At 66.2% G+C, this 1,573-nt stretch carries 1 protein-coding gene; it reads right to left on the reverse strand.

The features are described from left to right. Positions 1–84 precede the first annotated feature (84 nt). On the reverse strand, positions 85–1,350 hold the full coding sequence (locus AC3EO4_RS55620) for an IS110 family RNA-guided transposase (protein ID WP_431904976.1): 1,266 nt from the start codon (positions 1,348–1,350) through the stop codon (positions 85–87). Between the last annotated feature and the right edge of the window lie 223 nt (positions 1,351–1,573).

Raw genomic sequence — 1,573 nt, forward strand, 5'->3', positions numbered from 1 at the left:
CTAATCCGAAAATCGGACAGTAACTGGGCAGGCGGCAGCGAACCCCCGGCAGGTGATGGCTGGTCGGGGTGAGCAGGCCGGTGGTCAGGCGGCTGGCTCGAGGATTACGCGATAGCCGAGGGCTTCGAGCTGGCGGATGTGGTTGCGCTTTTTGCGGTCGGGCTTGATCCGGGTGTCGTAGAAATCGGCGCCGAGGTCCTGGAAGCGGGCGTCTGGATCGGACAACAGATGCCAGACGATGGTCAAAATGGAGCGGCCGACGGCGACGACGGCCTTCTTCTTGCCGCGTCGGCGGGCGATGCGGCGGTAGCGTTCGCCGAGGAAGGTGGGGGTCTTGCTGGCGGCCACCGCGGCTTCGCCCAGAACCCGGGCGAGGTAGCGGTTGCCGTGGCCGGTGGAGTTGTTCCCCTTCTTCTTGCCGGCCGACTCCTTGACGATCGGGGTGAACTTGGCCCAGGAGCACAAGTGGCCGGGCGTGGGGAAGCGGCTCATGTCCAGGCCGATCTCGGCGATGATCGTATGAGCGGCGATCAGGCCGACGCCGGGGATCTCATCCAGGCGCATCGCCGCGTCGGCGAAAGGGGCGATCGCCTCCTCGATCGTGCGATCGAGATCGGCGATGTCGGTCTCGATCGCCTCCACCCGGGCCACCATCTTGCCCAGCAGGTAGGCGTGGTGGTCGGTGAAGTGGCCGGTAAAGGCCTCCTCGAGGGCGGGAATCTTGGTGCGCATCCGGGTGCGGGCCATCTGGGCCAGTGCCTTGGGGTCGCGCTGGCCGGCGATGAGCGCCTTGAGCATGGCCCGGCCGGAGACGCCGAAGATGTCGGAGGCGACGACGCTGAGTTTGATGTGCGCGTCTTCCAGCAGCTTTTCGACGCGGTTCTTCTCCGCGGTGGCAGCGCCGACCAGGTCCACCCGGTAGCGGGTCAGGTCCCGCAGCCGGCGGATCTGGGGTGGGGGTACGAAGCTGGGGCGGATCATCTGCCGTTCGGCGACTTTGCACAGCCACACGGCGTCGATGGTGTCGCTCTTGGGTCGGCCGGGCAGGTGTTTGACGTCCCGCGCGTTGACCAGCCAGACCTCGAATCCTGCGGCTTCCAGCAGGTAGAAGACGGGCTTCCAGTAGTCAGAGGTGGCTTCCATGACCACCCGGGTCACGCCCAGGCAGCGGAAACGATCCGACATGTTCAGCAGCGCGCGGGTCATGGTGGAGTGGGTGGCGATCTCCTGCATCCGCTTGCCGCGGCCGGTCTCGCTCGGCACGCGCACGCAGGAGACCAGCTCGGCCTTGCCGATGTCGAGTGCGGCGATCCTGGGGATGATCTCTTCTTCGTCGTTGGTCTCTGCCAGCACCGGTTCCTCCTCATCGCTCCTATGGGCAACGGCGGATGCCCGCAGGAGCCAGGGCGGTTGCGGAAGCTAATCCGCGTGCTCGAAGCGACAATGAAGGGCCCATCGAAGGCTCCCAGCGCCCGACTAGATGACGGCCTCATCGCGACCATAGAGCTACGGCGTCGGCGGGCAACCACTCCCGATTTTCAGCCCGGAACGGGCTCTCCCGCAGGGGAAATGG

Source organism: Nonomuraea sp. bgisy101 (genome assembly GCF_057708945.1).